The organism is Enterobacter cloacae complex sp. ECNIH7, assembly GCF_002208095.1.
GTDB classification, from domain to species: domain Bacteria; phylum Pseudomonadota; class Gammaproteobacteria; order Enterobacterales; family Enterobacteriaceae; genus Enterobacter; species Enterobacter cloacae_M.
The window spans coordinates 4,391,691-4,414,077 of record NZ_CP017990.1 but is presented as its reverse complement, the minus strand read 5'-3'; the positions used below and the strand labels follow the sequence as shown (position 1 = coordinate 4,414,077).

Genomic DNA, 22,387 nt, shown 5'->3' with positions numbered 1-22,387 from the left:
CAGTATTAGCGCTGATCTAATTAAAAAATAATTGCCGATTCTAACAGAATCTTCCATACCAAAAGGTTGGCGTAACGTGCCATCTGGCGGTAATTTGCACCAATCTACCATATAGCCTTACAAACGGCAGCCAAACAGCCTTGAAATTCACAATTTCATCACCATTGCTACCAGGACTCGACCCATGCAAAAACCAGAAAAGTTGCCCGTGACATTCGCCAAAAACGATGTAGAAATTATTGCACGAGAAACGCTTTATAGCGGTTTTTTTTCAATGGATCTTTACCGTTTCAGGCATCGCCTGTTTAACGGGGAAATGAGCGGCGAAATCAGACGCGAAATTTTTGAGCGCGGGCATGCGGCAGTCTTGCTACCCTTTGACCCAGTGCGTGACGAAGTTGTGCTGGTGGAGCAGATCCGCATCGCCGCTTATGACGTCAGTGAGAGCCCGTGGCTGCTGGAGATGGTGGCCGGGATGATCGAAGAAGGTGAAACGGTTGAAGACGTCGCCCGGCGCGAGGCGCTGGAAGAGGCCGGACTGGTGGTGGGTCGCACCAAGCCGGTGCTGAGCTATCTGGCAAGCCCGGGCGGTACCAGCGAGCGCTTGTCCATTATGGTGGGCGAAGTGGACGCCACGACGGCGGAAGGGATCCACGGTCTGGCAGATGAAAACGAAGATATTCGGGTTCATGTGGTGAGCCGGGAACAGGCTTATCAGTGGGTAGAAGAGGGGAAAATCGACAACGCAGCGTCTGTCATCGCCCTGCAATGGCTACAGCTGCATTATCAGACATTACGAAACGAGTGGAAAAAATGAAGCGCTATACGCCTGACTTCCCAGAAATGATGCGCCTGTGCGAAACCAATTTCGCACAGCTGCGCCGCCTGCTGCCGCGAAACGACGCACCCGGCGAAACGGTAAGCTATCAGGTGAGCAACGCGCAGTATCGGTTAACCATAACAGAATCAACGCGCTACACTACGCTGGTGGAGATTGAGCAAACGGCACCCAGCATTAGCTACTGGAGCCTGCCGTCGATGACGGTGCGCCTCTATCATGACGCGATGGTCGCTGAAGTGTGTTCAAGCCAGCAGATCTTTCGCTTCAAAGCGCGGTATGATTACCCCAATAAAAAGTTGCATCAACGCGACGAAAAGCATCAAATTAACCAGTTTTTAGCCGACTGGCTAAGATATTGTTTAGCACATGGAGCAATGGCGATTCCGGTTTGTTAGCGTCATAAACCTACCTAAGGACACCATTTGGAAAGCCTGTTGAACCTGACTGTTGCTGGTGGGGCGCCAGTCAGGATATTACAAATCACCGATACCCACCTTTTTGCCGAAAAGCATGAGACGCTACTGGGGGTCAACACCTGGGAGAGTTATCAGGCGGTGCTTAGCGCCATTCACGCTGAAAACCGTGCATGCGATCTGATTGTCGCAACGGGCGATCTGGCGCAGGATCAGTCCTCCGCGGCCTACCAGCATTTTGCTGAAGGCATCGCGAGCTTTAGCGTGCCTTGCGTCTGGCTGCCAGGAAACCATGACTTCCAGCCTGCTATGTACAGTTCTCTTCAGGATGCGGGCATTTCGCCGGCGAAATGTGTTTTTGCGGGTGAACAGTGGCAGATCCTGCTGCTTGACAGCCAGGTGTTCGGCGTCCCGCACGGTGAGTTAAGCGAGTTTCAGCTCGACTGGCTTGAGACCAAACTGGCTGCTGAACCTGAACGCCACACGCTGCTGTTGCTGCATCATCATCCTCTGCCGGCGGGCTGCAGCTGGCTCGATCAGCACAGCCTGCGCAACTCCGCAGCGCTGGATCGCGTGCTGGCCAAGTTCCCACGGGTGAAAAATCTGCTGTGTGGGCATATTCACCAGGAACAGGATCTCGACTGGAACGGACGCCGCATGCTGGCGACGCCATCGACCTGCGTTCAGTTTAAGCCGCACTGCGCCAACTTTACGCTGGATACCATCGCGCCAGGCTGGCGCTGGCTGGAACTGCATGCCGACGGCTCGCTGACCACGGAAGTCTGCCGTTTGACCGGTGCAAAATTCCGCCCGGATACCGCTTCAGAAGGCTATTGATGTCTACGCTCCTTTATCTGCACGGATTCAACAGCTCGCCGCGCTCCGCAAAAGCGACACAGTTTCGCCAGTGGCTGAGCGAGCATCACCCCGACGTTGAGATGATTATCCCGCAGCTGCCGCCTTACCCGGCAGAGGCCGCTGAGATGCTGGAATCTATTGTGCTTGCGCACGGCGGCGAAACCTTCGGTGTGGTCGGTTCATCCCTGGGCGGGTACTACGCCACCTGGCTTTCACAATGCTTCATGCTGCCCGCCGTTGTGGTTAATCCGGCGGTTCGGCCATTTGAGCTGCTGAGGGACTTTCTTGGCGTAAACGAGAACCCCTACACCGGGCAGCAATATGTGCTAGAGTCACGCCATATTTACGATCTCAAAGTTATGCAGGTCGACCCGCTTGAGGCGCCGGATCTCATCTGGCTGCTGCAACAGACGGGTGATGAAGTCCTGGATTACCGCCAGGCAGTGGCGTATTACGCCTCCTGCCGCCAGACTATAGAAGAGGGCGGAAACCATGCTTTCACGGGCTTTGAGAATCATTTCACCCAGATTGTCGATTTTCTTGGACTGCACAGCCACTGACAATCAATGCGAATTGCTAGTTTAAATCATGACGCAAACCTATAACGCTGATGCCATTGAGGTCCTCACCGGGCTTGAGCCGGTTCGCCGCCGCCCGGGGATGTACACCGATACGACGCGCCCAAACCATCTGGGCCAGGAAGTTATTGATAACAGTGTGGACGAAGCGCTGGCGGGCCATGCCAAACGCGTCGACGTTATCCTGCACGCCGATCAGTCGCTGGAAGTCATCGACGACGGGCGCGGCATGCCGGTGGATATCCACCCGGAAGAGGGCGTGCCTGCCGTTGAGCTGATCCTCTGTCGTCTGCACGCGGGCGGTAAGTTCTCCAACAAGAACTACCAGTTCTCCGGTGGTCTGCACGGCGTGGGCATTTCCGTCGTGAACGCCTTGTCCAAACGCGTGGAAGTGAACGTTCGTCGCGACGGTCAGGTCTATAACATCGCGTTTGAAAATGGCGATAAGGTGCAGGATCTGCAGGTTGTCGGCACGTGCGGCAAACGCAATACCGGCACCAGCGTCCACTTCTGGCCTGACGAAAGCTTCTTCGACAGCCCGCGCTTTTCCGTTTCTCGCCTGACGCACCTGCTGAAAGCCAAAGCGGTGCTGTGTCCGGGCGTGGAAATCACCTTTACCGATCACGTTAACAATACCGCACAAACCTGGTGCTACGCCGACGGTCTGAACGACTACCTGTGCGAAGCGGTAAACGGCCTGCCAACGCTGCCGGAAAAACCGTTTGTCGGTAACTTTAGCGGCGATACCGAAGCCGTGGACTGGGCGCTGCTGTGGCTGCCGGAAGGCGGCGAGCTGCTGACGGAAAGCTACGTTAACCTGATCCCGACCATGCTCGGCGGTACGCACGTTAACGGACTGCGTCAGGGGCTGCTGGACGCGATGCGTGAGTTCTGCGAATACCGCAATATTCTGCCACGCGGCGTGAAGCTGTCGGCGGAAGATATCTGGGATCGCTGCGCCTACGTGCTCTCCGTGAAGATGCAGGATCCGCAGTTTGCCGGCCAGACCAAAGAGCGCCTGTCGTCACGTCAGTGCGCGGCATTCGTCTCCGGCGTGGTGAAAGATGCGTTTACCCTGTGGCTGAACCAGAACGTGCAGGCGGCAGAGATGCTGGCCGAAATGGCGATTTCCAGCGCCCAGCGTCGTCTGCGTGCTGCGAAGAAAGTGGTGCGTAAAAAGCTGACCAGCGGCCCTGCGCTGCCTGGCAAGCTTGCGGACTGTACCGCGCAGGATCTCAACCGTACCGAGCTGTTCCTCGTGGAAGGGGACTCGGCGGGCGGATCGGCCAAGCAGGCGCGCGATCGTGAATATCAGGCGATCATGCCGCTCAAGGGTAAGATCCTGAACACCTGGGAGGTCTCTTCTGATGAAGTGCTGGCCTCGCAGGAAGTGCACGATATCTCGGTAGCGATCGGCATCGATCCGGACAGCGACGATCTGAGCCAGCTGCGCTACGGCAAGATCTGTATCCTCGCGGATGCGGACTCCGATGGTCTGCACATCGCCACGCTGCTGTGCGCGCTCTTCGTGAAGCATTTCAAAACGCTGGTGAAAAACGGTCACGTCCACGTGGCGCTGCCGCCGCTGTACCGTATCGACCTCGGCAAAGAGGTTTACTACGCGCTGACGGAAGAAGAGAAAGCGGGCGTGCTGGAACAGCTGAAGCGCAAGAAGGGCAAACCGAACGTGCAGCGCTTTAAAGGGCTGGGCGAGATGAACCCGATGCAGCTTCGCGAAACGACGCTGGATCCGAACACGCGCCGTCTGGTGCAGCTGACGATCAGCGACGAAGACGAACAGCAAACCAACGCCATGATGGATATGCTCCTTGCCAAGAAACGTTCGGAAGACCGACGCAACTGGCTGCAGGAGAAAGGCGATATGGCGGATATTGAGGCCTGATGCCCTCACCCTAACCCTCTCCCACAGGGAGAGGGAATGGATCGTAGGCCCGGTAAGCGTTAGCGCCACCGGGCTTTTTTACGTCAAAACTCCATCTTCACCGTAAACTGCACTTCGCGCGGATCGCCAATCTGGTTGCCCAGGTTGTTGGTCGCAATGGACGACGTGTAGTAGGTCTTATCAAACAGATTTTTCACGTTCACCTGCAGCGTCACCGGATACTGTAGCTTCATTTTGTACGCCGCAAACGCATCCGCCACGAAATAGCCCGGCAGATAATAATCCGCACCGTTGGTTGCGGAACGACGGCTTACGCCGTGCCCGCCGCCGCCCAGCGTCAGGGTATTCCCGGCAAACGCATTGTGAATATCGTAGGTCAGGAACAGGGAGCCGGTATGGCGCGGCACGTTTGGCAGCGGTTTGCCCGCATAGTCCGGGTCTTCCAGCACCTTCGCGTCGGTATAGCCGTAGCTGGCGATAATGTTGGTGTTCTCGGTCAGCGAGCCGGCAAGATCCACCTCCACGCCCTGGGAGCGCACGCGGCCCGCGGTTTTAGCGACGGTTTCATCACCAATGCTTTCGGTGTACAGCACGTTGCGCTTGTGGATATCAAACAGCGCGATATTGGCGGTAATGCCGTCGAACAGGTCAAACTTAGCGCCGATTTCATACGCGTTAGACGTTTCCGGCGGCAGGTCGCCGATGTAGCTCGCAATGGACGACTGCGGCATAAACGTCTGGGAATAGTTGGCAAACAGCGAGACCGCTGGGGTGAGCTTATAAACAAGACCCAGCTTCGGCGTCCACTGGTCGTCGCGGCTGTCGGTGTTCACGTTAAACGGACGGCCTTTCCCCGCATACTGGGTGTAATACTGATAGCGCATTCCGGCGACGGCGATCCACTTATCGGTCAGGTACAGCGCGTCCTGCGCGTAGGCGGAGTAGCTCTCCTGCTTGATGGTTTGATCGCTGTCGGCTGCCGAGACGGTGGTGCACTTGCCGAGGCTGCCGTAGCTCGGGTTGTAAATATTGAAATCCTTAACGTTCTTACAGCGGATCATGTCCGTACGCAGCAGATCGTAATTCTCATACGACACGCCGGTCAGGATCTCATTGTAAAAGCCCGCGATGTCCACGTTTCCCTGTAGATCCGCGCGCGTCGTGTGCATGCGCTGGGTCGAGCCCTGGGTCGCATCCACGCGGCGGGTCAGGGTGCCGGTTTTTGAATCGTAGGCCATCACGCGGGCCTGGTTATCGCTGTATTTATCCTGGCTGTAGCTGTAGTCAAACTTCGCGGTCCACTGGCTGTTGAGGCGATACTCCGCGTTGAGCTGAGCGAGATCGGACTGACCGTCGGTCACGTTAAACGGTTCGTCGAAGCGGGTTTTACGATCGACGTCGACGGCTTTTTTAGTGTTGAGATCGAAGATCGTTCCGCGATCGAACGGCGTTTTATAGTCGCGATGCGAATAGAGCACGGTCACAGTGGCATCGTCGCCGAACCAGGTCAGCGACGGGGCGATAAAGGTGCTGCGTTCGTTGCCGAAATTACGCCAGTAATCCTCGTCCTGATATTCGCCCGTCAGGCGATACGCCAGACGCGTGCCGTCAATCGGGCCGGTAACATCAACCTGTCCGGTGCCGCCGCCAAAGCTGGACGAGGTAGCGGAAAGTGAGCCGCCGAAGGTCTTCTCCGGGCGTTTGGTGACGACGTTGATCAGGCCGCCGGGGTCGAGAATACCGTATAGGGTCGAGGCCGGGCCTTTCAGCACCTCCACGCGCTCGGTTGCGGCATTAAAGCTGCGCGGCAGCACGGTGCGCAGGCCGTTGGTCATGATCGAGCCGTCGCGGTTCGCGCCAAATCCGCGGCGCACGAAGGCATCCTGCGTACCGCCCAGGGTGTTGGTCTGCACCACGTTGCTGACGTTATAGAGCGCTTCATCCAGCGTGGTGGCATGCTGATCCTCCAGCACTTTGTCGCTGACGGTATTGACCACCTGCGGGATGTCCAGCATCGGCATGTTGGTTAACGTCGCGGTGGAGGTATTCAACGGCTGATAGCCATTCGTGGCCTCCGCCGTCGTATTTGGATCGGCGGTGACAGTAAGCGTTTCGCCGTCTTTAGTCGCGGTGTTATCTGCTGCCTGCACCAGCGGCGCCATGAACAGCAGTGAAAAGAGCGCGCGCCCTTTTACCCCAGAGAGTGAAGGTGTGAACGTAGCCATTACATCTGTTATCCCGAAATATCCCGCGAATGACGTTTCGCGGAAAAATGTGTGAGTCATTGCCCTTTACGGTCTGTCCGTTAGCCACGGCGGGCATCGGACATGTAATTGAGAATCATTCAATCATGCGCGAATGTAGTAGTAAATGGAAAAAAGCAAAAATCGGCTACAACGTTTATCCGGGCGTATAAGCGCAGCGGGACAATTATTAACTTATTGAATTAAATGCTTTTGAAAGTCATTTCTTGTTCATTCCCCCTTAGACTTATCCCTGGTTTTATCAGGGTGTTTCTTCTCTTGACTACTACATGGCGCAGCGTCAAACTCTCAAAAGAGAATGATTTTTATTTATATTTGTTGCGCTTTTTTATTACGTTGGCATTCACGTGGCTCACAACACAAAAAAACCGGGACTGGTTCTGGAGAACCTCTCTGCGGGCTATCAGAAAAAAATCATCGTTGATGATATCTCCCTTGCGATCCCACAGCAGAAAATGACCGTGCTGGTAGGGGCGAACGGCTGCGGAAAATCCACGCTGCTGAGCACCATTGCGCGTTTGCTTCAGCCGCTTGGCGGCGCGGCAGTTCTCGACGGCAAGGCGATCCACGAGCAGCCGACCAAAGCCGTCGCCCGCGAACTGGGTATCCTGCCGCAGTCTCCGCTGCTGCCGGAAGGGTTAACCGTCTTTGAGCTGGTCTCGCGCGGGCGTTTTCCCTGGCAAAACTTTATGCGCCAGTGGAGCGACGAGGACGAGCTGGCAGTGGAAGAGGCCCTGCGTCTGACCGGAACGGCGGAGTTTGCCCATATGCCGGTGGAAAGCTTATCCGGCGGCCAGCGTCAGCGCTGCTGGATCGCCATGGCGCTGGCGCAGCAAACGCCGTATATCCTGCTTGACGAGCCCACGACGTTTCTCGATCTTCGCTATCAGGTGGAGATCCTGGAACTGCTGCACACCCTGACCCGCCAGCACGGACGTACCGTCGTGGTGGTGCTGCACGATCTCAACTTCGCCGTGAACTACGGCGATTCGCTGGTCTTTTTACGCCAGGGGAAAGTTGAAGGCGTATTGCATGAGGGCGATGTTTGCACGCCGGAGCTGATCAAAGCGGTGTTTGATGTCGACGTGCATATGTCCATAAACCCGTTGACCGGCAAGCCGTTCTTTATGCCGTTTCGCCAGAGCACCGTTCAGCCATGATGCGCTCCTCTCTGCCCTTTCCGATCTTCGCACTGCTGCTAGTGCTGGGCGCGATTATGCACCTGGGCATCGGCGCACGCTTCATCGCCCCGCAGACGGTGGTGGAGGCATTCTTCCATTTCGATCCGCGCAATTTCGACCATAACGTCATTATCAAATTAAGACTGCTGCGCCTCTGCGCCGCGATGGTGACGGGCGCCGCGCTCGGCGTGGCGGGCGTGCTGCTGCAGTCCGTGATCCGCAACCCGCTCGGCGAGCCGCATATTCTGGGGCTCAACGCCGGGGCCGCGCTGGCGGTAGTGATTACCAGCGCGCTTGGGCTGTCGCTGCCGTTTGGTCGCCCGCTCGTTGCCGCCGCCGGTGCCGCCGCGCTGTTTTTGCTGGTGCTGATGTTCTCCTCGTCCGGTCGCACCGGGCTTACGCCGATGAAGGTCACGCTGTGCGGCGTGGCGATGTCGGCGTTTGCCTCGTCGATTACCGCCGCGGTGTTAATTCTCGATGAACAGACGCTGCTCTCTCTGCGCACCTGGCTCGCGGGTGATATCGCCGGGATCAACGCGCAGATGCTCCAGAGCGCCCTGTGGGCTGCAGCCGCTGGTTTTGTTCTCGCCATCGGTCTATCGCCCTCGCTCAACATGCTTGCGCTGGGAGACCGAATGGCGCAGGGGCTTGGCGTGTCGCTGCTGAAAACCCGCCTGCTCGCCCTGCTGGCCATCGCGCTGCTCTGCGGCGCGGCCGTCTCAATTGCCGGGCCGATTGGCTTTATCGGCCTGGTCGTGCCGCAGCTCATTCGCCGTCTGGTGTCGGTCGATTTACGCGTGATGGTGCCGCTGTCAGCCCTGTGCGGCGCGCTGGTTCTGCTGCTGGCGGATATCGCCGCCCGCTCGCTGTTTACGCCCTGGGAGCTGGCAACCGGCATCATGACGGCCCTGGTCGGCGCACCCGTATTCATCTTTATGGCGTCGAGGATGTTCAAATGAACCGGGCCGGATTCCGCGCGATCCGTATTGGCCGTGTATCGGCGCTGGTTCGCCCGCGGGCGCTGGCGTGCCTGACGCTTTTGGCGCTGGTGGCGTTAAGCCTGCTGGGCTTTGGTCTGACGCACGGATCTCTGCCTGTTCCCACCTCCGCCATCGGGCGCGCGCTGTTTTCTCCTGAGAGTCTGACGGCGGAGACGCGCTACATCGTGATGGATATTCGCCTGCCGCGCCTGCTGATGGCGGTGCTGTGCGGCGCGATGCTCGGCATGGCGGGGGCGGCAATGCAGTCCATCACCCGCAATGGTCTGGCCGATCCCGGGCTTATCGGCGTGAAGGAGGGCTGTAGCGCGGCGGTACTGCTGCTGATTTTTCAGTTCCCGGCGCTGGGCCTGGCCTGGCGTCCTCTGGTCGGCATGGCCGGTGGACTGCTTACCGCGCTGCTGGTTATCGGCCTGGCGCGCGATATCTCGCGCCCGCGGTTCATCCTGATCGGCATCGGCGTGTCGTGGGCGTTTGCCGCCGCAATGGGCGTCTTTATCACCACCGCCGACGTGCGGGACGTGCAGACGGCGATGCTGTGGCTGGCGGGAAGCCTGCATGCGGCAAACTGGACGCTGGTGGGGTTAGCCGCGCTCTGGGCTGCCCCCGCGTTTGCGCTGCTGCTTTTTACCGCACGGGCTGCGGACGTGGCGTTGCTCGGCAATCAGGCCGCCGTGGGCCTTGGCGTGCGCATAACCCGGCTGGCGCTGCTGCGAGTTCTCGCTCCGGTGGTGCTGACGGCGGCCTGCGTCTCGTGCGTGGGCGGTATTGGTTTCGTGGGGCTTATTGCCCCGCATATGGCGCGCCTGCTGCTGCGCGGTGGGCAAACCGCGCTCCTGACTGGAAGCGCCGTGCTGGGCGCGCTGCTGGTGCTGCTGGCTGATAATGTCGGACGTCTGGCATTCCTCCCGCTGCAGCTGCCGGCGGGAATTGTGATTTCATTGATTGGCGGACCGTTTTTCCTGCTGCTGCTCTGGCAGCGTCGGGACAGATTTTAGGAGACTATGATGCGCGTACTGTTTTCGATGCTGTTGCTGGTGGGGTTCGCGGTGGGTGCGGCGGAGCCGACGCAGACGTTTACTGACGATCTGAACCGAAAAGTGGTGGTGCCGGTTCATCCGAAACGGATTGTCTCTTTACACGATCTGGATATCACCATTCCGCTGATTGAGCTTGGCGTGCCGCCGGTGGCAAGCCATGGCCGCACGCGGCCGGACGGCAGCCACTTTCTGCGCTCCAGCGGCATGTTGACCGGCGTCGACTTCGATAATTCCGACATTAAATTTATCGGCACGGCCGATATCGACATTGAAGCCATCGCCGCCGCAAAGCCTGACCTGATCGTTACCGAGCCGACCCGCAACACCCCGGTGGAACAGCTGGCGAAAATTGCCCCGACGGTGAGCATCGATCATCTCGACGGCGGCGCGCCGGAGATCTACCGCAAGCTGGCTCAGCTGACGGGAACGCAGGCGCGGCTTAAGGTTCTGGAGCGGCGCTATCAGGAGCAGATTAAGGCGCTGAAGGCGACTATTGATACCCGCAAGGTGACCGTGTCCGTGATTCAGGCGAATCAGGGAAAGATTAACGCCATGCACAGCTACCACTCGCTGGGCCGCGTGCTGCGCGACGCCGGGTTCACCTTCCCGCCGCTGATTGAGAGCATCCCGGAAGGAGGGCGCATCGACGTCAGCGCCGAGCGCCTGCCGGAGCTGGATGCCGATTTCGTCTTCGCCACCTGGCGCGGGGATACGGGCGGTAAACCGCAGGACGAGCTGGCGGCGATGGATGCGGTCATGCCGGGCTGGTGTCAGTTCCTGAATGCCTGCCGAACCGGGCATTACGTACTGATCTCGCGTGAAGAGGCCATCTCGAATTCGTACGCCTCGTTAGGGCTGATGGCCGCGCAGGTGCAGTCGCAGATTGCCGGACGTCCGCTGCCGGAGGCGACACGGTGATCCGCAAAGAGAAAGGGCGCGTGGATGTCTATGGCGACCGCTTTCGCGCGCGCGCGCATCAGCTGACGCCGCGTCTGCTGCAGGTTGCACGCTATATTCATGACAACCGAGAAGCGGTGATGGAACAGACCGCAATGGAGATCGCGACGCTGTTGAAAACCTCAGACGCCACGGTGGTCCGCGCCATTCAGGCGCTGGGTTTCGCCGGGCTGCGCGATCTCAAGCAAACGCTGGAGCAGTGGTTTGGTCCGGTGGTCACCTCCAGCGAAAAGATGTCCACCACGGTGAATACGCTCGCCAGCGACGTCAACGCGAGCATTGATTTCGTGCTGGAGGGGCATCAGCACACCTGCGAAGTGTTATCCGAGCCCCACAACCGCTACGCGATGGCCCAGGCCGTCTCTCTGCTGGCGCAGACGAGGCAGGTCGCCATATTTGGCATTGGCGCCTCCGGCATTCTGGCCGAGTACACCGCCAGGCTGTTCAGCCGAATGGGGTTACCCGCCACGCCGCTTAACCGTACCGGAATAGGGCTTGCCGAGCAGCTGATTGCGCTTCAGCGCGGCGACGTGCTGGTGATGATGGCGCAGAAATCCGCGCACCGGGAGGGGCAAACCACGCTGCGTGAAGCGAAGCGTCTGGGCATTCCAACCATCCTGCTGACCAACGCCCTCGACTCACGCTTCAGCAAGGAGGCCAGCGTGGTGATTCACGTTCCGCGCGGCGGCGAAAAAGGCAAAATTCCGCTCCACGGTACGGTGCTGCTGTGTCTGGAGATGATTATTTTATCCGTGGCCTCCACCGAGCCGCAGCGCACCATCAAGTCGATGAAGCGCATCAACGAGTTACATCGTGGGTTAAAACCGGGGAAGAAAAGCAGCTGATTTCCCCGGCTCGCGGATCACGCCTTAGGAATACGCAGCGTCTGGCCAGGATAGATTTTATCCGGGCTGGAGAGCATCGGGCGGTTAGCCTCAAAAATCTTATTGTACTTGTTGGCATCGCCGTAGACGGTTTTGGAGATAGCGCTCAGGGTATCGCCGGATTTCACCGTATAGTAGGTGGCTTCATCTTTGGCATCGGTCGCGGTGATGTTGTTCTCCACCTCGCTGACGCCCGCGATGTTCCCGACGGCGACCTGGATTTTTTCTTTCTGCTCCTGGGTCAGCCCGTCACCCGTCACGCTGGCTTTGCCGTCGGTAACGTTAACCTGAACCTTATCTGAACCGGGAATATTGAGTTTTTTGAGATGCTCGGTGATTTTGTCACTCTGGCCTTTATGATCGGTCAGGTTATCCCATAGCTTTTCGCCTGCTTCTTTCACGAAGTTAAAAAGACCCATTCCATCCTCCTGTTAATCATGAAGTCAGAATAAGCATAGCAGTTGAGTTTTAAGCTGATAAAAAACCCGGTAGCGCTGACGCTCACCGGGCCTGGATCTGTTCGTCCTCTCCCTGTGGGAGAGGGCGGGGTGAGGGGAAACTTAAACCCCTTGCTCCAGAATGCGGATGTGGGTCTCCAGCACGTCACCCTTCACCGCATCGCTCCACGCTTTCATGTGAGGGGTCTGCAGGTGCGCTTCAAGGTGCGCGACGGTTTCCCACTGCTCAACCATGATGATTGAGTCTGGCGCGGTCGCCTGGAAGCTGGCGTCAGTGGCGGCATCCACCATCGGCGCGTAGCCGTGGCAGCCTTCTTCTTTCAGTACGGTCGGGATAATTTTCACGAACTGATCCAGCACCGCCTGACGGTGATGTTGACCTGGACGAGTACGGATTTCTGCGATTACGGTAAGCATGTTTACTACTCCTTTAATTCCAGGCTACCAGTTAAGCAAAAATTTTCGCGAGATGCTTGCGATATTCTGCGATATAGCTCGGGACGTCAGGCATTTTAATCACGTCGTTGACGATAAAGGTCGGCAGCGGATCCATGCCCAGGAACTGGTTAGCCTTGTGGAACGGCAGGTACGCGCCGTCGACGCCCACGCCTTCGAAGAACTGATCTTTATCGGTGAAGGCTTCCAGCGGGGCGTTCCAGGTCAGCGAGAGCATATATTTTTTGCCCTGAATCAGGCCGCCCGAGCCGTATTTTTTGGAGGCGTCAGAGCGGGTGCGGCCATCGCTGGCATACAGTGAACCGTGACCTTCGGTGAACACGTCGTCCATGTATTTTTTTACGGTCCACGGCGCGCCCATCCACCAGCCTGGCATCTGCCAGATCACCACGTCAGCCCACAGGAAGTTCTGCACTTCGGCCTTCACGTCATAATTGCTGTCCGCGCGCACGACCTTAACATCATGCCCGGCGTCGCGCAGGAAACCGTCCGCGACCTCGGTCAGGGTGTCATTCAGCTGGCCTTTAGAATGCGCAAATTCTTTTGCACCGTTGATAATCAGGATGTTGCTCATTATTTGTCCTCGATGATGAGAGTATGGCCAGTATTCTACGCGCGAGGACGGTGCGGTAAAATGAGCAAAATGTGCAAAGTCTTTTGCGTTAAACGCAATAATCCCTACCAGCTGACCTTCACTTCAAAACCGCCTTCAGGCGCATTGCTCAGCGAAACGCGCATCCCGTGTAGGGTGGCGATGCGTTTTACAATGGATAACCCCAGCCCGCTGCCCGTGGCATCCTGACCCGGCGGACGATAAAAGCGCTCGCCGACGCGCGCCAGCGCGTCAGGTGAAATGCCTGGACCGTTGTCGCGCACGGTAAAGCCACGCGCGTCCAGCGTCACGTCCACCACGCTGCCGCGCGGGCTGTAGCGAATCGCGTTATCCAGCAGGTTGCGCACCAGCAGGCTCATGAGGAGCTGCTGGCCCGTGCGTGTAACCTCTGGTGCATGGATGTTCAGGCGAAGATCAATGCCCGCCTGCTGCGCCGGATGCCAGATATCCAGCACGGCTGACTGCAGCAAGTCGGCCAGGGGAATCGGTTCGACATCGTCAAGGTTATCCAGCGAGTCCAGACGCGACAGCGTGAGGAGTTGATCCACCAGCCGGGAGGCGCGGTCGATACCCGCATGTAGCTGCGAAAGGGCTTTGGACTGCGCCTCGGGATCGTCCTGATACAGCTGCGCCACGTCAGTTTGCACCTTCAGTGCCGCCAGCGGGCTGCGTAGCTCGTGGGCGGCATCGGACGTAAAGCGGCGCTCGCGGGTCATCATCTCCTGGGTGCGCGCGAAGAGATGATTCAGCGCGTCGAGCAGGGGGCGCACTTCCGTAGGAAGGCCCTCCGTCGGCAGTTTATCGGTGGCATCCGGCGAGCGGGAGCGCAGGGTCTGCGCCAGCTTTTTCAGCGGCTTCAGCTCCCGACTCAGGAGGACGATCAGCAGCAGCAACATCACGGGCAGCGCCACCAGCCAGGGGGTCAGCTGCGAGCTGACCACGTCCAGCGCCATCTCCTCGCGGTACTCCCACTCCTGGCCGACCACCACGCGGTATTTTCCGTCAGGTGAAGTCAGCCATAAAAAACGCCACTCGTCGTTGTCGCCCTGTAGCTGCCCGTTATCGAACCCGTCGCGGCGATAGTGGTACGGAATATCGCGTCCGTTTTCACCGTCGTTGAGGAGCATTTTGCCGTCGACGGCGTAAATGGCGAAAGCCAGCGCGTCGTCGTCCAGACGACCGTGCTTCACTTTTTTCGGGATCTCGCGCATGCGTTCGGGGGCGCGGATCTCGTCCAGATCCATCGTCAGCAGCCGTTTAGCAAACAGCATCTGCTGGGTATCGAACAGCTTGTCGAGCTTGTGGGTCGTCTGCTGCCAGGCGACCAGGCTGGCGGCAAACCAGGCCGTCAGAGAGAGCAGCAGGAAGAGAAGCGTCAGGCGCAGCTTAAGGCTAAGGCGTTGCGTCAGTTTCATGCGTTACCCAGGGTGTAGCCGATGCCGTGCACGGTGCGGATAAACTCGCTCCCAAGCTTGCGGCGCAAATGATGGACGTGAACCTCGATGGCGTTGCTGGAGACGTCGTCGTCCCAGGTATAGAGTTTTTCCTCGATCAGCTTTCGCGGCAGCACCCGACCGGCGTTACGCATTAACAGCTCCAGCAGCGCGAACTCTTTCGGCTTGAGCGTCAGCGGCTCACCGTCCAGCGTGGCGATGAGACGGGTCGGATCGAGCGTGACCTTCCCGTGACGCAGTTCGCTACGCGCCTGGCCGTGGCTGCGGCGGACCAGCGCTTCGAGGCGGGCACCCACTTCGATCAGCGCGAACGGCTTACAGAGATAATCATCCGCCCCAAGACGCAGCCCTTCGACGCGCTGGTTAAGCGCATCCCGCGCCGTCAGAATTAATACCGGCTCGCTGCGCCCGCTTTCGCGCCACGCGCGCAGAATGTCCAGACCGTCAATTTCCGGCAGCGTCAGATCCAGCACCACGGCATCATAGGGTGCAGAGGAGAGAGCGGCCTGGCCGGTTTTACCGTCGGTAAACCAGTCCACGCTAAAGCCCATTTTGCTTAGCCCCGCCTTGATACCGTCGCCGATTAACCTGTCGTCTTCTACCAGTAAAATACGCATGTTCCCTCCTTGATGCCGTCAGTAAACCCTCTGTAAGCGCCTGCTGTACAGCAATAATAAATAAATTTTTCCCTTAAGAAGTTGTTAAGGATTACCCTGTTAAATGGATTGCGAAACGACATTAAAGGGAGAGATGAAAATGAAAAAATTCGCTGCAATTGCTGCCATCATGATGATGACCACCGCGCCGGTCTTTGCTGCTCAGGGCGGTTTTACTGGCCCATCGGCCACACAGACCCAGACGCAAACTCAGCAGGGCGGTTTTGTCGATAACAACGCCAACCTCACCACCGCGGCAAAAGTGAAAGACCTGAAGGACGATGCCTGGGTGAAGCTGCGCGGGAACATTACCGAGCGCCTGTCCGATGACCGCTACACCTTCCGCGATGAGTCCGGCACGGTCGTAGTTGAGATTGACCACAAGCGCTGGAACGGCGTGACCGTCACTCCGCAGGATAAAGTTGAACTGCAGGGTAAAGTCGATAAAGACTGGAACGAGTTTGAAATCGACGTGAAGCAGGTTATTAAGCTGAACAAATAACCCGAAAAGGGCCGCCTGTGCGGCCCTTTTTCTTTGTGACTCAATTCATCAGATGAGGTAGTATCTGCGGCAATATTGCCTGAAACCCTTCGGTTTCTGAGTTGAGGAATCACACGTAATGAGCGATATGGCAGAGCGCCTCGCGCTACATGAATTCACGGAAAACGCCTACCTGAACTACTCCATGTACGTCATCATGGACAGGGCGTTGCCGTTTATCGGGGATGGCCTGAAGCCCGTTCAGCGCCGCATCGTCTATGCGATGTCCGAACTGGGGCTGAACGCCACCGCCAAGTTCAAGAAATCCGCCCGTACCGTCGGTGACGTACTGGGTAAATACCACCCGCACGGCGACAGCGCCTGTTATGAAGCGATGGTGCTGATGGCGCAGCCGTTCTCTTACCGCTACCCGCTGGTGGACGGGCAGGGGAACTGGGGTGCGCCGGACGATCCGAAATCCTTCGCGGCGATGCGTTATACCGAATCCCGTCTCTCTAAATATGCCGAAGTGCTGCTGGGCGAGCTGGGTCAGGGAACCGTTGACTGGGTGCCAAACTTCGACGGTACGATGCAGGAGCCGAAGATGCTGCCCGCGCGTCTGCCGAACATCCTGCTGAACGGTACCACCGGTATCGCGGTCGGTATGGCGACGGACATTCCGCCGCACAACCTGCGTGAAGTGGCGAAAGCCGCTATTACCCTCATCGAGCAGCCGAAAGCGACGCTCGACGAGCTGCTGGATATCGTGCAGGGGCCAGATTTCCCGACCGAAGCTGAGATCATCACCTCGCGCGCGGAAATCCGCAAAATCTACCAGAACGGTCGCGGCTCCGTGCGCATGCGCGCGGTGTGGAATAAAGAGGACGGCGCCGTGGTGATCACCGCGCTGCCGCATCAGGTTTCCGGTGCTAAAGTGCTGGAGCAGATCGCCTCCCAGATGCGCAATAAAAAGCTGCCGATGGTGGACGACCTGCGCGACGAATCGGATCATGAGAACCCGACCCGTCTGGTTATCGTGCCGCGTTCCAACCGCGTGGACATGGAGCAGGTGATGAACCACCTGTTTGCCACCACCGATCTGGAAAAAAGCTACCGCATCAACCTGAACATGATTGGCCTCGACGGACGCCCGGCGGTGAAAAATCTGCTGGAGATCCTCACCGAATGGCTGACCTTCCGCCGCGATACTGTCCGTCGTCGTCTGAACCATCGTCTGGAGAAAGTGCTTAAGCGCCTGCATATCCTCGAAGGTTTGCTGGTGGCGTTCCTCAATATCGATGAAGTGATTGAGATCATCCGTACCGAGGACGAGCCGAAGCCGGCGCTGATGTCGCGCTTTGGCATCAGCGAAACCCAGGCCGAAGCGATCCTCGAACTGAAGCTGCGCCATCTCGCCAAACTGGAAGAGATGAAGATCCGCGGCGAGCAGAACGAGCTGGAAAAAGAGCGCGATCAGCTGCAGGCGATCCTCGCGTCCGAGCGCAAGATGAACACCCTGCTTAAGAAAGAGCTGCAGGCCGATGCAGACGCCTTCGGCGACGACCGTCGTTCTCCGCTGCACGAGCGCGAAGAAGCGAAGGCGATGAACGAGCATGACATGCAGCCGTCCGAGCCGGTCACCATTGTTCTGTCGCAGAGCGGCTGGGTGCGCAGCGCCAAAGGCCACGATATCGACGCGCCGGGGCTGAGCTACAAAGCGGGCGACAGCTTCAAAGCGGCGGTGAAAGGCAAGAGCAACCAGCCGGTGGCGTTTATCGACTCCACCGGCCGCAGCTACGCCATCGACCCGATTACGCTGCCTTCCGCGCGCGGGCAGGGCGAGCCGCTCACCGGCAAGCTGACGCTGCCGCCGGGTGCGACGGTTGACCATATGCTGATGGAAGCCGATGACCAGAAGCTGCTCATGGCGTCCGATGCGGGCTACGGCTTTATCTGTACCTTCAACGATCTGGTCTCCCGTAACCGTGCCGGTAAGGCGCTGATTAGCCTGCCGGACAACGCCCACGTGATGGCGCCGCTGGTGATCGAGAACGAAAGCGACATGCTGCTGGCGATCACCACCGCCGGACGTATGCTGATGTTCCCGGTCAGCGATCTGCCGGAGCTGTCGAAAGGCAAGGGCAACAAGATCATCAACATCCCGTCGGCGGAAGCCGCGAAAGGCGAAGATGGCCTGGCGCACCTCTTCCTCCTGCCGCCGCAGAGTACGCTGACCATTCACGTCGGCAAGCGTAAGATCAAGCTGCGTCCGGAAGAGCTGCAGAAAGTGGTGGGTGAGCGCGGTCGCCGCGGCTCGCTGATGCGCGGCCTGCAGCGCATCGACCGCGTGGAGATTGACTCTCCTGCACGCAGCACCGCGGGTGACAGCGAAGAGTAATGTCGTGATATCCCCCTCTGCCCGGAGGGGGAGTTTCAATAAAATTTCCCGTAAAATCGTTGTTAATTCGTGCGTTGCGATTAACAATACGCGCTCGTAATAAAGTCCTTACCTGGCCACAGGTGAAGTATAATTGTCAGCTGTTGGGGCTTCAGAGGTCGCTATGCTATATATTGTTCGTCTTATTCTTACCGTAATCTACTGCATTCTGGTCTGTATTTTCGGCTCTATTTATTGCCTTTTCAGCCCGCGTAATCCGAAGCATGTTGCCACCTTTGGCCATATGTTCGGTCGTCTTGCGCCGCTGTTTGGTCTGAAGGTTGAAAAACGTCTGCCTGAAGGGGCGGAGAATTTCGGTAACGCCATCTATATCGCCAACCATCAGAACAATTACGATATGGTGACCGCCGCAAATATCGTGCTTCCACCGACCGTGACGGTGGGAAAAAAAAGCCTGCTGTGGATCCCGTTTTTTGGCCAGCTGTACTGGCTGACCGGTAACCTGCTGATCGACCGTAACAACCGCGCGAAAGCGCACAGCACCATTGCGGAAGTGGTGAATCATTTTAAAAAGCGCAAAATCTCAATCTGGATGTTCCCGGAAGGAACGCGCAGCCGCGGCCGCGGCCTGCTGCCGTTTAAAACCGGGGCGTTTCATGCCGCAATTGCGGCAGGTGTTCCAATTATTCCTGTGTGCGTTTCCAATACTTCGAATAAGATTAATCTTAACCGCCTGAATAACGGGCTGGTGATTGTCGAAATGCTGCCACCCGTCGATACCAGCAAATACGGTAAAGACCAGGTGCGCGAGCTGGCAGCGCACTGCCGTGAGCTGATGGCTCAGCATATTGCGCAGCTCGACAAAGAAGTCGCAGAGAGAGAAGCCGCCGGTAAGATTTAATCCGGCGTTGAAGGGAAAACGAATTCCCGCGTTGTTAGTCGTTTCAGATGGAGCTTATATGTCACTCAGTCGGCGTCAGTTTATTCAGGCTTCCGGGATCGCCCTTTGTGCGGGTGCGATGCCGCTGACAGCCAGCGCCGCCGGGCAGCAACAGCCGCTGCCTATTCCGCCATTAATTGAATCTCGTCGCGGTCAGCCGCTTTTCCTGACGCTGCAGCGCAGCCACTGGTCCTTCACCCAGGGAACGCGCGCGCCGGTCTGGGGCATTAACGGACGTTACCTTGGGCCGACCATACGCGTGTGGAATGGCGATGACGTAAAGCTCATCTACAGTAACCGCACCCCTGAAAATGTTGCCATGACCATCAGCGGCCTACAGGTGCCCGGCCCGTTGATTGGCGGCGCGGCGCGAATGATGTCACCCAGCGCCGACTGGGCGCCGGTTCTGCCGATTCGCCAGAGCGCGGCCACCCTGTGGTATCACGCCAACACGCCTAACCGTACGGCGCAGCAGGTTTATAACGGCCTGGCAGGAATGTGGCTGGTGGAAGATGAGGTCAGCAAATCCCTGCCGATCCCGAACCACTACGGCGTGGATGACTTCCCGATTATCATCCAGGACAAGCGTCTGGATAATTTCGGTACGCCGGAATACAGCGAGCCGGGCAGCGGTGGCTTCGTCGGCGATACGCTGTTGGTCAACGGCGCGCAAAGCCCGTATGTCGAGGTCTCGCGCGGCTGGGTGCGCCTGCGCCTGCTCAACGCGTCCAACTCGCGCCGCTATCAGCTGCAAATGAGCGATGGCCGTCCGCTGCACGTGATCTCCGGCGACCAGGGCTTTTTACCGGCCCCGGTGTCCGTCAAACAGCTGGCGCTCTCGCCGGGAGAACGTCGTGAAGTTCTCATTGATATGACCAACGGGGATGAAGTGTCTGTCACCTGCGGTGAAGCGGCCAGCATTGTGGACCGCATTCGCGGGTTCTTTGAACCGTCGAGCATTCTTGTCTCGACCCTGGTGCTGACCCTGCGCCCGACCGGTCTGCTGCCGCTGGTGACCGATAGCCTGCCAATGCGCCTGCTGCCGCAGGAGATCATGAGCGGCTCGCCGGTGCGCAGCCGTGATATCAGCCTGGGCGATGACCCGGGCATCAACGGCGCGCTGTGGGACGTCAACCGCATCGACATTACCGCGCAGCAGGGCACCTGGGAGCGCTGGACGGTCCGTTCAGATATGCCGCAGTCGTTCCATATTGAAGGGGTGGCATTCCTGATCCGCAACGTCAACGGTGCGATGCCGTTCCCGGAAGACCGCGGCTGGAAAGATACCGTCTGGGTGGACGGTCAGGTTGAACTGCTTGTCTACTATGGTCAGCCTTCGTGGCCGCACTTCCCGTTCCTGTTCCACAGCCAGACGCTGGAGATGATGGACAGGGGCTCCGTGGGGCAGATGCTGATCAACCCTGCGCCATAATCCTGACATTCCCGGTTCGCCGGGAATGTTTTATGCCCGCCAGAAAAAGCGCGAGAACAGAATCAGCACCGGGTAAATTTCCAGACGCCCTAAGATCATCGCCGCGCACATCAGCAGTTTTGCCCCCTCTGTTAACGTGCCAAACGTCGACGCCGTCTCCCCAAACCCCAGCCCCATGTTGTTGATGCAGGCGGCGACCGTTGCGAATGCGGTGAACAGGTCGTAGCCCATCAGATTGAGCGACCAGACAAAAAAGCCCGTGATCATGACGTAGAGAAAAAAGAAGCTCCATACCGAGCGCAGGACGCGTTCATTCACCACGCTTTTGCCCACCTTAATGCTCAGCAGCGCTCTCGGATGCGCCAGCTGGTTCATCTCCTGAATACTCTGCTTGAACATAATGAGAAAACGCAGGGCTTTGATCCCGCCGCAGGTCGAGCCTACGCAGCCGCCAAAAAAGCTGGCGCTCAACAGCAGGAAGATGGTGTGTGCGGGCCATTGGGCATAGTCGGCGGTCGAAAGGCCGTTATCGGTCATCATCGAACTGGCAAGGAAGAAGGCGTGCACCAGGCTATCCGTAGCGTTGTACATCCCGGCATGCCAGACCTGCCAGGCGGTGATGACAATAATCACCGCGGCGGCGCTCAGAAAGAATTTAACCTCCGGGCTGCGGCGAATCGGTTTCAGGGTGCGTCTGACAATGGCGACGTACCAGAGGGTGAAGTTGAACGCGGAGAGCAGTGAAAACGCCCCGGCGACCAGCTCAATCGCGTGGCTGTCATAAAACCCAATGCTTTCGCTGCGGGTGGAGAACCCGCCCAGCGACACGGTCGACAGCCCGTGACAAAGGGCGTCAAAAAATGACATTCCCGCCAGCCAGTAGGCCAGGGTGCAGGCCACGCCCAGCGCGAAGTAGGTCACCCACAGCGTGCGCGCGGTATCGGCAAGGCGGGGAGTCAGACGCTCCTCCTTGAACGGCCCCGGCATCTCTGACTGATAGAGCTTCATGCCACCAATGCCCAGCAGCGGCAGGACCGCGACGGCCAGCACGATGACGCCTAACCCGCCAATGAAATTCAGCTGTGCGCGGTAATAAAGGTACGACTTAGGCAGGGCGCTGACGTCCCCGATCACCGTTGCCCCGGTGGTGGTGATCCCGGAAACCCCTTCAAAGAGCGCGTCGGCAAAGGAGAGCCGTAGCCCGTCATCCATCCAGAGCGGCATGGCGCTAATGAATGAAAACAGCAGCCAGAACAGCACGATAATCACAAACCCGTCGCGGGTGCGCAGCTGTATGCCAGCGTGACGGGTTGCCCGCCAGGTTAACCCTCCGAGAGTAAAAAAGGTTAAAAAGGTGGTCAGAAAGGCAAAGTAGGTCCGCTCTTTATTCAGCAGGGCGATAACCATCGGCGGCAGCATGGAAAGGCTGTACAGCAGAACCAGAAAACCGCAGAGGTGAAGGACAACCCGCAGCTGGGATATATGTAACGAATCGTTGGGCTTCACGACAGAGCTCCGCGCAATAACACGTTCCGGGGCAAATCACCGGAAAATATAGTGAATATTATGATTCAAAATTATC

The 22,387-nt window shown here is 58.2% G+C and carries 21 protein-coding genes; 14 read left to right on the top strand and 7 right to left on the bottom strand.

Translation table 11 applies throughout. The features are described from left to right. Positions 1-184 precede the first annotated feature (184 nt). From nudF to parE, 5 genes are read left to right on the top strand one after another with little or no spacing between them, the layout of a single operon-like run. On the top strand, positions 185-817 hold the full coding sequence (gene nudF, locus WM95_RS21895) for an ADP-ribose diphosphatase (protein WP_008502974.1): 633 nt from the start codon (positions 185-187) through the stop codon (positions 815-817). Further along, positions 814-1,236 (top strand): DUF1249 family protein, encoded by a 423-nt coding sequence (locus WM95_RS21890; protein ID WP_003862516.1) that lies wholly within the window; start codon positions 814-816, stop codon positions 1,234-1,236. Before nudF ends, WM95_RS21890 begins: the two co-directional genes overlap by 4 nt. A 27-nt stretch (positions 1,237-1,263) precedes the next feature. After that, positions 1,264-2,091: a 3',5'-cyclic-AMP phosphodiesterase gene (gene cpdA, locus WM95_RS21885; protein ID WP_023309202.1), complete on the top strand. Its 828-nt coding sequence runs from the start codon at positions 1,264-1,266 to the stop codon at positions 2,089-2,091. Continuing rightward, positions 2,091-2,672 (top strand): esterase YqiA, encoded by a 582-nt coding sequence (yqiA, locus tag WM95_RS21880; protein ID WP_063409069.1) that lies wholly within the window; start codon positions 2,091-2,093, stop codon positions 2,670-2,672. Before cpdA ends, yqiA begins: the two co-directional genes overlap by 1 nt. 28 nt (positions 2,673-2,700) lie before the next feature. Then, positions 2,701-4,593, top strand: a complete 1,893-nt coding sequence (gene parE / locus WM95_RS21875) for a DNA topoisomerase IV subunit B (RefSeq protein ID WP_029740698.1) — start codon at positions 2,701-2,703, stop codon at positions 4,591-4,593. 83 nt (positions 4,594-4,676) lie between these two features. Here parE and WM95_RS21870 read toward each other — a convergent pair whose 3' ends face one another. Further along, a complete protein-coding gene (locus tag WM95_RS21870) occupies positions 4,677-6,818 on the bottom strand; it encodes a TonB-dependent siderophore receptor (RefSeq protein WP_063409070.1) in 2,142 nt (713 codons plus the stop codon). A 386-nt stretch (positions 6,819-7,204) separates the two neighbouring features. Between WM95_RS21870 and WM95_RS21865 the strand changes: the two genes are divergently transcribed. The 5 genes from WM95_RS21865 to WM95_RS21845 are packed head-to-tail and all read left to right on the top strand — an operon-like array spanning position 7,205 to position 11,878. Then, entirely contained in the window at positions 7,205-8,017 is an 813-nt protein-coding gene (locus WM95_RS21865) for an ABC transporter ATP-binding protein (RefSeq protein ID WP_063409071.1), read from the top strand. Next, entirely contained in the window at positions 8,014-8,997 is a 984-nt protein-coding gene (locus tag WM95_RS21860; protein WP_063409072.1) for a FecCD family ABC transporter permease, read from the top strand. Before WM95_RS21865 ends, WM95_RS21860 begins: the two co-directional genes overlap by 4 nt. Beyond that, complete coding sequence (locus WM95_RS21855; RefSeq protein ID WP_063409073.1) at positions 8,994-10,034, top strand: FecCD family ABC transporter permease; 1,041 nt, start codon at positions 8,994-8,996, stop codon at positions 10,032-10,034. Before WM95_RS21860 ends, WM95_RS21855 begins: the two co-directional genes overlap by 4 nt. A 9-nt stretch (positions 10,035-10,043) precedes the next feature. Further along, complete coding sequence (locus WM95_RS21850) at positions 10,044-10,994, top strand: iron-siderophore ABC transporter substrate-binding protein (protein ID WP_045356063.1); 951 nt, start codon at positions 10,044-10,046, stop codon at positions 10,992-10,994. Then, complete coding sequence (locus WM95_RS21845; protein ID WP_063409074.1) at positions 10,991-11,878, top strand: MurR/RpiR family transcriptional regulator; 888 nt, start codon at positions 10,991-10,993, stop codon at positions 11,876-11,878. The genes WM95_RS21850 and WM95_RS21845 overlap by 4 nt, the downstream gene beginning before the upstream one ends. A gap of 17 nt (positions 11,879-11,895) precedes the next feature. On the opposite strand, the gene lysM is transcribed toward WM95_RS21845, so the two are convergent. The 5 genes from lysM to qseB form a co-directional block, all read right to left on the bottom strand. Next, positions 11,896-12,336: a peptidoglycan-binding protein LysM gene (gene lysM, locus WM95_RS21840; RefSeq protein WP_023309194.1), complete on the bottom strand. Its 441-nt coding sequence runs from the start codon at positions 12,334-12,336 to the stop codon at positions 11,896-11,898. A gap of 141 nt (positions 12,337-12,477) precedes the next feature. Further along, positions 12,478-12,792, bottom strand: a complete 315-nt coding sequence (locus tag WM95_RS21835) for a putative quinol monooxygenase (protein WP_023309193.1) — start codon at positions 12,790-12,792, stop codon at positions 12,478-12,480. A 31-nt stretch (positions 12,793-12,823) separates the two neighbouring features. Next, complete coding sequence (locus tag WM95_RS21830; RefSeq protein WP_023309192.1) at positions 12,824-13,405, bottom strand: NAD(P)H-dependent oxidoreductase; 582 nt, start codon at positions 13,403-13,405, stop codon at positions 12,824-12,826. Between the two features lie 104 nt (positions 13,406-13,509). Continuing rightward, the gene (gene qseC / locus WM95_RS21825) at positions 13,510-14,859 is read right to left on the bottom strand and encodes a quorum sensing histidine kinase QseC (protein ID WP_023309191.1); all 1,350 of its coding nucleotides are present in this window, start codon (positions 14,857-14,859) and stop codon (positions 13,510-13,512) included. Further along, positions 14,856-15,515 (bottom strand): quorum sensing response regulator transcription factor QseB, encoded by a 660-nt coding sequence (qseB, locus tag WM95_RS21820; protein ID WP_045356056.1) that lies wholly within the window; start codon positions 15,513-15,515, stop codon positions 14,856-14,858. Before qseB ends, qseC begins: the two co-directional genes overlap by 4 nt. A 139-nt stretch (positions 15,516-15,654) precedes the next feature. Here qseB and WM95_RS21815 point away from each other — a divergent pair, with 139 nt between their 5' ends. The 4 genes from WM95_RS21815 to ftsP all read left to right on the top strand — a co-directional run bounded on the left by WM95_RS21815 (position 15,655) and on the right by ftsP (position 20,805). Beyond that, positions 15,655-16,056 carry a YgiW/YdeI family stress tolerance OB fold protein gene (locus WM95_RS21815; RefSeq protein WP_023309189.1) on the top strand — a complete coding sequence of 134 codons (402 nt, stop codon included), beginning with the start codon at positions 15,655-15,657 and terminating at the stop codon, positions 16,054-16,056. A 118-nt stretch (positions 16,057-16,174) separates the two neighbouring features. After that, positions 16,175-18,433, top strand: a complete 2,259-nt coding sequence (parC, locus tag WM95_RS21810; protein WP_023309188.1) for a DNA topoisomerase IV subunit A — start codon at positions 16,175-16,177, stop codon at positions 18,431-18,433. 163 nt (positions 18,434-18,596) lie between these two features. Next, complete coding sequence (gene plsC, locus WM95_RS21805) at positions 18,597-19,334, top strand: 1-acylglycerol-3-phosphate O-acyltransferase (protein ID WP_023309187.1); 738 nt, start codon at positions 18,597-18,599, stop codon at positions 19,332-19,334. Positions 19,335-19,392: 58 nt separating this feature from the next. After that, the gene (gene ftsP / locus WM95_RS21800; RefSeq protein WP_023309186.1) at positions 19,393-20,805 is read left to right on the top strand and encodes a cell division protein FtsP; all 1,413 of its coding nucleotides are present in this window, start codon (positions 19,393-19,395) and stop codon (positions 20,803-20,805) included. 30 nt (positions 20,806-20,835) lie between these two features. Here the strand turns inward: ftsP and WM95_RS21795 are convergent, their stop codons facing one another. Continuing rightward, a complete protein-coding gene (locus WM95_RS21795; protein ID WP_063409075.1) occupies positions 20,836-22,311 on the bottom strand; it encodes a TrkH family potassium uptake protein in 1,476 nt (491 codons plus the stop codon). Between the last annotated feature and the right edge of the window lie 76 nt (positions 22,312-22,387).